Origin of the sequence: Streptomyces glomeratus (assembly GCF_021462825.1) — a bacterium.
GTDB lineage: Bacteria > Actinomycetota > Actinomycetes > Streptomycetales > Streptomycetaceae > Streptomyces > Streptomyces glomeratus.
Genome location: NZ_JAKEEB010000013.1, coordinates 161,594 through 169,405, shown reverse-complemented (window position 1 = coordinate 169,405; position 7,812 = coordinate 161,594). Strand labels below are relative to the sequence as shown.

6 protein-coding genes, 1 tRNA gene and 1 pseudogene are annotated in these 7,812 nt (G+C 69.3%); 7 read left to right on the top strand and 1 reads right to left on the bottom strand.

The features are described 5' to 3' along the window. Nucleotides 1-191 (top strand): annotated as a pseudogene (locus LZ604_RS18215) (DUF4097 family beta strand repeat-containing protein); the annotation flags it as partial. Between the two features lie 200 nt (nt 192-391). Continuing rightward, nucleotides 392-658 carry a hypothetical protein gene (locus tag LZ604_RS18210; RefSeq protein ID WP_234516345.1) on the top strand — a complete coding sequence of 89 codons (267 nt, stop codon included), beginning with the start codon at nt 392-394 and terminating at the stop codon, nt 656-658. A 418-nt stretch (nt 659-1,076) separates the two neighbouring features. Here LZ604_RS18210 and LZ604_RS18205 read toward each other — a convergent pair. Continuing rightward, a tRNA-Leu gene (locus tag LZ604_RS18205) sits at nt 1,077-1,163 on the bottom strand. A 614-nt stretch (nt 1,164-1,777) separates the two neighbouring features. Between LZ604_RS18205 and LZ604_RS18200 the strand changes: the two genes are divergently transcribed. The 5 genes from LZ604_RS18200 (at nt 1,778) to LZ604_RS18180 (ending at nt 7,750) form a co-directional block, all read left to right on the top strand. Beyond that, complete coding sequence (locus tag LZ604_RS18200; RefSeq protein WP_234516343.1) at nt 1,778-2,629, top strand: FHA domain-containing protein; 852 nt, start codon at nt 1,778-1,780, stop codon at nt 2,627-2,629. Between the two features lie 10 nt (nt 2,630-2,639). Continuing rightward, complete coding sequence (locus LZ604_RS18195) at nt 2,640-3,152, top strand: FHA domain-containing protein FhaB/FipA (protein WP_234516341.1); 513 nt, start codon at nt 2,640-2,642, stop codon at nt 3,150-3,152. Nucleotides 3,153-3,272: 120 nt separating this feature from the next. Further along, nucleotides 3,273-4,802 (top strand): Stp1/IreP family PP2C-type Ser/Thr phosphatase, encoded by a 1,530-nt coding sequence (locus LZ604_RS18190; protein ID WP_234516340.1) that lies wholly within the window; start codon nt 3,273-3,275, stop codon nt 4,800-4,802. A gap of 27 nt (nt 4,803-4,829) precedes the next feature. Continuing rightward, a complete protein-coding gene (locus tag LZ604_RS18185; protein ID WP_234516338.1) occupies nt 4,830-6,266 on the top strand; it encodes an FtsW/RodA/SpoVE family cell cycle protein in 1,437 nt (478 codons plus the stop codon). After that, complete coding sequence (locus tag LZ604_RS18180; RefSeq protein WP_234516337.1) at nt 6,263-7,750, top strand: peptidoglycan D,D-transpeptidase FtsI family protein; 1,488 nt, start codon at nt 6,263-6,265, stop codon at nt 7,748-7,750. Before LZ604_RS18185 ends, LZ604_RS18180 begins: the two co-directional genes overlap by 4 nt. Nucleotides 7,751-7,812 lie beyond the last annotated feature (62 nt).

Sequence of the window (7,812 nt, the reverse complement as noted above, 5' to 3'; positions counted from 1 at the left end):
GCACGGTCACACTGCGCACCGAACACGGCGGGATCTCGGTCGGCGCCGCCCGCGGAGTCTCCGCCTCCCTGGACGCCGGCACCGCCTACGGCCGGATCCACAACGCGCTGAAGAACACCGACGGCGACGCCGCCGGCCTGAACATCCACGCGACCACCGCCTACGGCGACATCACCGCCCGCAGCGTCTGAGATCGCCGATTCCGTCTGGGCCGGAGTACGGCTGCACGTGCATGATCAGCGGGGCGGGTGGGTCGGCAGCGCCGGTGTGCGCAAGCCGGGCGAGAGCGCCGAGCCGCCGACCGACGGGCGGTTCCGGGTCGGCAGCAGCACCAAGACCTCACCGCGACCCTGGTGCTGCAACTGGTGGCCGAGGGCCGTTCGCCGAGGAGATGCAGCGGCGGATCCTGAGTCCACTCGGCCTGTCGGGCATCGGGCACCGTGGTGCCGGACGCCTCGCCGGACATCCCCGAGCCGCCGGCGGACACCTGCCGGCCCCGCTGCCGGCCGAGATGGGCGAACCGCGCCCCAAGTCGGGCTACGGCCTGGGGTTGTTCGTGCAGGAGACGGACTGCGGGGCCACCGTCTTCACCCACGGCGGCGGCTTCCCGGGCTGGGCGGCACTGACGTACGGCACGCCCGGCGACGGTTCGACCTGACCGCCTCGCTGACCACCGGGGACGCCCCGCTCGACGACGCGCAGGCGGCGGTGGCGTTCGGGAAGGCGCACCAGAGGATGGTCAACGAGGTGTTCCGCGGCGGGCGGGCTGAGCCGGCTCAGCCGACGGGCTGAGCGACCGAAGGCACCGAATCCGCGGGCTCCGCCGCATCCCCGGCATCACGGCACCGCGGTACAACGATCCTGCTCACCTTCCCGCCGGCCCACGCGAACCACCGCAAGACCAAGAAGTGGCTGCAGAGGAGCCGAAGCCGCAGGCCCCTTGGTGAGATAGCTCACCGGCGGGCCCGGCGCATCCGTCCACCGGGCTGTGTGGTCCCTCACAAGTCCCGGGACAACGAGAAACGGGCCCCGCCGTGACTTCCGTCACCGGCAGAGACCCGTCTCATCGGTTTCTCTGGTGCGCGAGGGGGGAGTTGAACCCCCACGCCCTTGCGGGCACTGGAACCTGAATCCAGCGCGTCTGCCTATTCCGCCACCCGCGCATTGGGTGTGTCTTCCGGCTCCGGCCCCTTGCGGTGTCGGCGCCTTCCGACATCGAGAACATTAGCACGCTGGCGAGGGTGGGTTCACATCGCTTTCCCGCAGGGCACCGGCCCCACCGGTGGACGCCCCTGCGACCGGCCTCCGACCAGCCCCACGGACACCCGTTCGACCAGCGCCGGTACGACCACCCACCCGTTCGACCAGCGCCGGTACCGGCACCCGCCCCGTCCCCCAGGCAACCGCAGCGCCTCGCCGCGCCCCCGCACAGCCCTCGCTCCCCAGGCGCCCCCGGCGCCCCGGCAACGTCTCGAGCCGTATCGGTTCACGTATCAACCTCGTACCGGTCCCGCTCATCTCTCCAGGAGGGGGCAGGGTGCACAGTCAGGTGCGGGACACTGGTCTGCGGCCGCCTCTACGATCCATGCCAGGAGTACGAGCACGGAGTACGAGCAGGAGGAGTTCGAAGGGGTCGGCCGGAGGGAACTCCGCAGGCGTCGACACCCGTCGACAGGGCCGACAGGGGGAACCAGCCGATTTTCCGGCGCGTGGATACGATCAGTAAGCAGTACCAGGTAAGCAGTACCCAGGACGGCAACGACGGAGGAGGTGCCTCATGGGAGTCCTGAAGAAGTTCGAGCAGCGTCTCGAAGGTCTGGTCAACGGCACCTTCGCCAAGGTCTTCAAGTCCGAGGTCCAGCCCGTGGAGATCGCCGGCGCGCTGCAGCGCGAGTGCGACAACAACGCGACGATCTGGAACCGCGAGCGGACCGTGGTCCCCAACGACTTCATCGTGGAGCTGAGCGCTCCGGACTACGAGCGCCTGAGCCCCTACTCCGGCCAGCTCGGCGACGAGCTCGCCGGCATGGTGCGCGACTACGCCAAGCAGCAGCGCTACACCTTCATGGGCCCCATCAAGGTCCACCTGGAGAAGGCCGACGACCTCGACACCGGCCTGTACCGGGTGCGCAGCCGCACGCTGGCCTCCTCCACCAGCCAGCAGGCTCCCGCTCCCGCCGCCCCCTCCGGACGGCAGGGCCCGGGCGGCTACGGCTATCCGCCGGCCGCCGCGCCGGCGGGAGCACCGCCCATGCCGTCCGCGCCGCCGCCCGGCGGACGCCCCGGCGGCTACGGGTACCCGCAGTCCGCGGGCCAGCGTCCCGGTGCCGCTCCGGCATCCGGCGGGCGCACCCGCCACTGGATCGAGATCAACGGCACCCGCCACCAGATCTCCCGTCCGACGCTGGTGCTGGGCCGCAGCACCGAAGCGGACGTGCGGATCGACGACCCCGGCGTCTCCCGCCGGCACTGCGAGATCCGGACCGGAACGCCCTCGACGATCCAGGATCTCGGGTCCACCAACGGCATCGTGGTGGACGGGCAGCACACCACCCGCGCTACGCTCCGCGACGGCTCGCGGATCGTCGTGGGCAGCACCACCATCATTTACCGGCAAGCCGAAGGGTGAAGCGGGGGCAATGTCAGAGCTGACCCTCACGGTCATGCGGCTGGGTTTCCTGGCCGTACTGTGGCTGTTCGTGATCGTGGCCGTGCAGGTCATCCGCAGCGACCTGTTCGGTACGCGCGTCACCCAGCGCGGCTCGCGCCGGGACGCCGGACGGCCGCAGCAGGCCGCCCGGGCGGCGGGGCCGCCACCGCAGCGGCAGCAGCCGAGCGCCAGCCGCCAGCGCCGAGGTGCGCCGACCAAGCTGGTCGTGTCCGAGGGGTCCCTGACCGGCACGACGGTGGCGCTGCAGGGCCAGACCATCACGCTCGGCCGCGCCCACGACAGCACCATCGTGCTGGACGACGACTACGCCTCCAGCCGGCACGCCCGGATCTACCCCGACCGGGACGGCCAGTGGATCGTCGAGGACCTCGGGTCCACCAACGGCACGTACCTCGACCGGACCCGGCTGACGACTCCCACACCGATTCCGCTGGGTGCGCCGATCCGCATCGGCAAGACCGTCATCGAGCTGCGGAAGTAGTACGACAATGAGCGAGCGGAGCGAGCACGCAGCGGCGGACCACACCATGGGCCCCGGCGCGCTCCCGACCGGAGGGTGGGCACCGTGCGGATGTACCCGGAGCCGACGGGCGAGGTGCGCATGAGTCTGTCACTGCGCTTCGCCGCCGGATCGCACAAAGGCATGATCCGCGAGGGCAACGAGGACTCCGGTTACGCCGGTCCGCGCCTGCTCGCGATCGCCGACGGGATGGGCGGCCAGGCCGCCGGCGAGGTCGCCTCCTCCGAGGTGATCTCCACGATCGTCGCGCTCGACGACGACATCCCCGGCTCCGACATCCTCACCTCGCTCGGCACGGCGGTGCAGCGCGCCAACGACCAGCTGCGGGCGATGGTGGAGGAGGACCCCCAGCTGGAGGGCATGGGCACCACGCTCACCGCCCTGCTGTGGACCGGTCAGCGGCTCGGCCTCGTCCACGTCGGAGACTCCCGTGCCTATCTGCTGCGGGACGGCGTCCTGACGCAGATCACCCAGGACCACACCTGGGTACAGCGGCTCGTCGACGAGGGCCGCATCACGGAGGAAGAGGCCACCACCCATCCGCAGCGCTCGCTGCTGATGCGCGCACTGGGCAGCGGCGACCACGTCGAGCCCGACCTGTCGATCCGCGAGGTACGGGCCGGCGACCGGTATCTGATCTGCTCCGACGGGCTGTCCGGGGTGGTCTCCCACCAGACGATGGAGGAGACCCTCGCCAGCTACCAGGGCCCGCAGGAGACCGTGCAGGAGCTGATCCAGCTCGCGCTGCGCGGCGGCGGCCCCGACAACATCACGGTCATCGTGGCCGACGTCCTGGACCTGGACACCGGGGACACCCTCGCCGGGCAGCTGTCCGACACCCCGGTCGTGGTGGGCGCGGTCGCGGAGAACCAGCACCACCTGCACGACAACGGCATCATGCAGACGCCCGCGGGCCGTGCCTCCGGACTGGGCCGGCCGGTGCCCGGGCAGGGCGGCGGCGAGTTCGGGCCGCCCGGCAGCGGTGACACCACCGGCTACGTCCCGGCGGGCAGCTTCGGCGACTACACCGACGAGGACTTCGTCAAGCCGCGCAAGGGCCGCAGGTGGCTGAAGAGATCGTTCTACACGGCTCTCGTGCTCGGCGTCATCGGCGGGGGCTGCTACGGCGCCTACCAGTGGACGCAGACGCAGTACTACGTCGGCGCCAACGGCACGCACGTGGCGCTCTACCGCGGCATCAGCCAGGACCTCGCCTGGGTGTCGCTGTCGAAGGTGGAGAAGGACCACCCCGAGATCGAACTCAAGTACCTGCCGCCGTACCAGCAGAAGCAGGTCAGGGCGACCATCGCCGAGGGCGGTCTCACGGCGGCCCAGTCGAAGATCTCCGAGCTGTCCGTGCAGGCGTCCGCGTGCCGGAAGGAGAACGAACGCCTGAAGACGCAGAGCCAGACCAGCGCGAAGACCGGCAAGGGCAAGGCCGGGGACACCACGGGAACCACGAAGGCCTCCTTCACGTCCAAGGCCTCGCCGACCCCGACGTCCTCGGCGTCGCCGCCGGCGACCAAGACCCCAACCGCACCCACTCCCACACCCGGCCCCACCCTCTCGGAGGAAGAGCAGAAGGTCGTCTCACTGTGCGGTAAGCAGTAAGCAAGCCGTGAGGGGCCCTGTCACACCATGAGCAGCAGTACGAACACGACGACGCATCACACGTCCACGATCGGCGCGATCGGCACGCCGAGCCGCCGCAACACCGAACTGGCGCTGCTGGTGTTCGCGGTCGTCATCCCGGTGTTCGCCTACGCCAACGTGGGCCTCGCCATCAACAACAAGGTGCCGCCCGGCCTGCTGAGCTACGGCGTCGGCCTCGGTCTGCTGGCCGGGGTGGGCCATCTCGTCGTACGGAAGTTCGCCCCGTACGCGGACCCGTTGCTGCTGCCGCTCGCGACGCTGCTGAACGGGCTCGGCCTGGTCGTCATCTGGCGGCTGGACCAGTCGAAGCTGCTGCAGTCCATCAAGCAGGCCGGCACCGCTGCGCCCCGCCAGCTGATGTACACCGCGATGGGCATCGCCCTCTTCGTCGTCGTGCTGATCTTCCTGAAGGACCACCGGGTCCTTCAGCGGTACACGTACATCTCCATGGTGGGCGCGCTGGTCCTGCTGCTCCTGCCGCTCATCCCGGGTCTCGGCGCGAACATCTACGGCGCGAAGATCTGGATCCACGTCGGCAGCTTCAGCATTCAGCCCGGTGAGTTCGCGAAGATCGTGCTGGCGGTGTTCTTCGCCGGCTACCTGATGGTGAAGCGCGACGCACTCGCGCTGGCCAGCCGCCGCTTCATGGGTCTGTACCTGCCGCGCGGCCGCGACCTCGGCCCGATCCTGGTCGTCTGGTTCATCTCGATCCTGATCCTGGTCTTCGAGACCGACCTCGGTACGTCGCTGCTGTTCTTCGGAATGTTCGTCATCATGCTGTACGTCGCCACCGAGCGGACCAGCTGGATCGTCTTCGGTCTGCTGATGTCGGCGGTCGGCGCCGTCGGCGTGGCCTCGTTCGAACCGCATGTGCAGCAGCGTGTCCAGGCGTGGCTCGACCCGATGAAGGAGTACACGCTCTCCCGGCAGGGTGTCGCAGGCCACTCCGAGCAGGCCATGCAGGCGCTGTGGGCGTACGGCTCCGGCGGCACCCTCGGCACCGGCCTCGGTCAGGGCCACTCGGACCTGATCCGGTTCGCGGCCAACTCCGACTTCATTCTCGCGACCTTCGGCGAGGAGCTGGGCCTGGCCGGGATCATGGCGATCCTGCTGATCTACGGCCTGATCGTGGAGCGCGGCGTGCGCACCGCCCTCGCCGCCCGCGACCCGTTCGGCAAGCTGCTCGCCGTGGGCCTGTCCGGCGCCTTCGCGCTCCAGGTGTTCGTGGTCGCCGGCGGTGTCATGGGGCTCATCCCGCTGACCGGTATGACGATGCCGTTCCTGGCGTACGGCGGTTCCTCCGTCATCGCCAACTGGGCCCTGATCGGCATCCTGCTGCGCATCAGCGACACCGCGCGCCGCCCGGCGCCGTCCCCCGCTCCAAACCCCGACGCCGAGATGACCCAGGTGGTCCGCCCGTGAACAAGCCCCTGCGCCGGATCGCGATCTTCTGCGGGCTCCTTGTCCTCGCGCTGCTCGTCCGCGACAACTGGCTCCAGTACCTCCAGGCCGACAGTCTGCGCACCGACCCGAACAACCGCCGTGTCCTGATCGCCCGGTACTCCAAGCCCCGCGGCGACATCATCGTCGACGGCGACCCGATCACCGGGTCGAAGAAGACGTCCGCCGACAGCCTCAACGACTTCGCCTACAAGCGCACCTACAAGGACGGCGCGATGTGGTCGCCGGTCACCGGCTACGCGTCCCAGGCGTTCGGTGCCACGCAGCTGGAGTCCCTCGAGGACGGCATCCTCACCGGCGACGACGACCGGCTGTTCTTCCGGAACACGCTGAACATGCTGACCGGCAAGCAGCAGCAGGGCGGCAATGTCGTCACCACGCTCAACGGGGCCGCGCAGAAGGCCGCCTACGACGGTCTGAAGAGGGTCGGCGGCAAGGGCGCGGCCGTCGCGCTCGACCCGCAGACGGGTGCGATCCTGGCGCTCGCCTCCTACCCGTCGTACGACCCGTCGTCGTTCGCCGGCAACTCCACGACCGTCGACTCCAAGGCGTGGACGAAGCTGCAGAAGAAGAACGACCCGAGCGACCCGATGCTGAACCGGGCGCTGCGCGAGACCTACCCGCCGGGCTCCACGTTCAAGGTGGTCACCGCGGCCGCGGCGCTGCAGAACGGGCTGTACGACAGCGCGGATCAGAACACCGACTCGCCGCTGCCGTACACCCTCCCGAACACCCGGACCGAGCTGAAGAACGAGGGCAACATCCCCTGCAAGAACGCGCCCATGCGGGTCGCGCTGCAGTTCTCCTGCAACACGGTCTTCGGCAAGATCGGCGCCGACCTGGGCAAGGACAAGATGCTGGAGCAGGCCAAGAAGTTCGGCTTCAACTCCGAGCAGTTCACGCCGGTGCGGGCCAACGCCTCCAACTTCCCCAAGGACATGGACAAGCCGCAGACGGCGCTCAGCTCGATCGGCCAGTTCGAGACGGCCGCGACCCCGCTGCAGATGGCGATGGTGGCCTCCGCGGTCGCGAACGACGGCAAGCTGATGAAGCCGTACATGGTGGACAAGCTGCAGACGCCCGGCCTGGACGTGATCACGCAGACCCAGCCGCAGGAGCTGAGCCGGCCGCTGTCCGAGAAGAACGCCCAGATCCTCCAGTCGATGATGGAGACGGTCGTCAAGGACGGTACGGGCAAGAACGCGCAGATCGACGGCGTGACGGTGGGCGGCAAGACCGGCACCGCCCAGCACGGCCTGAACAACAGCGAGAAGCCGTACGCATGGTTCATCTCGTTCGCCAAGCTCGGCGACGGCAGTTCGCCGGTAGCCGTGGCCGTGGTGGTCGAGGACGACAACGCCAACCGTGACGACATCTCCGGTGGCGGCCTCGCCGCCCCGATTGCGAAGAACGTCATGGAGGCGGTCATCAACAGCAAGAAGTGACCCCGATCACGTCCCCTTCACATCGATGCACGTTGCGATACCGGTCCTGTATCGGGTGGCGG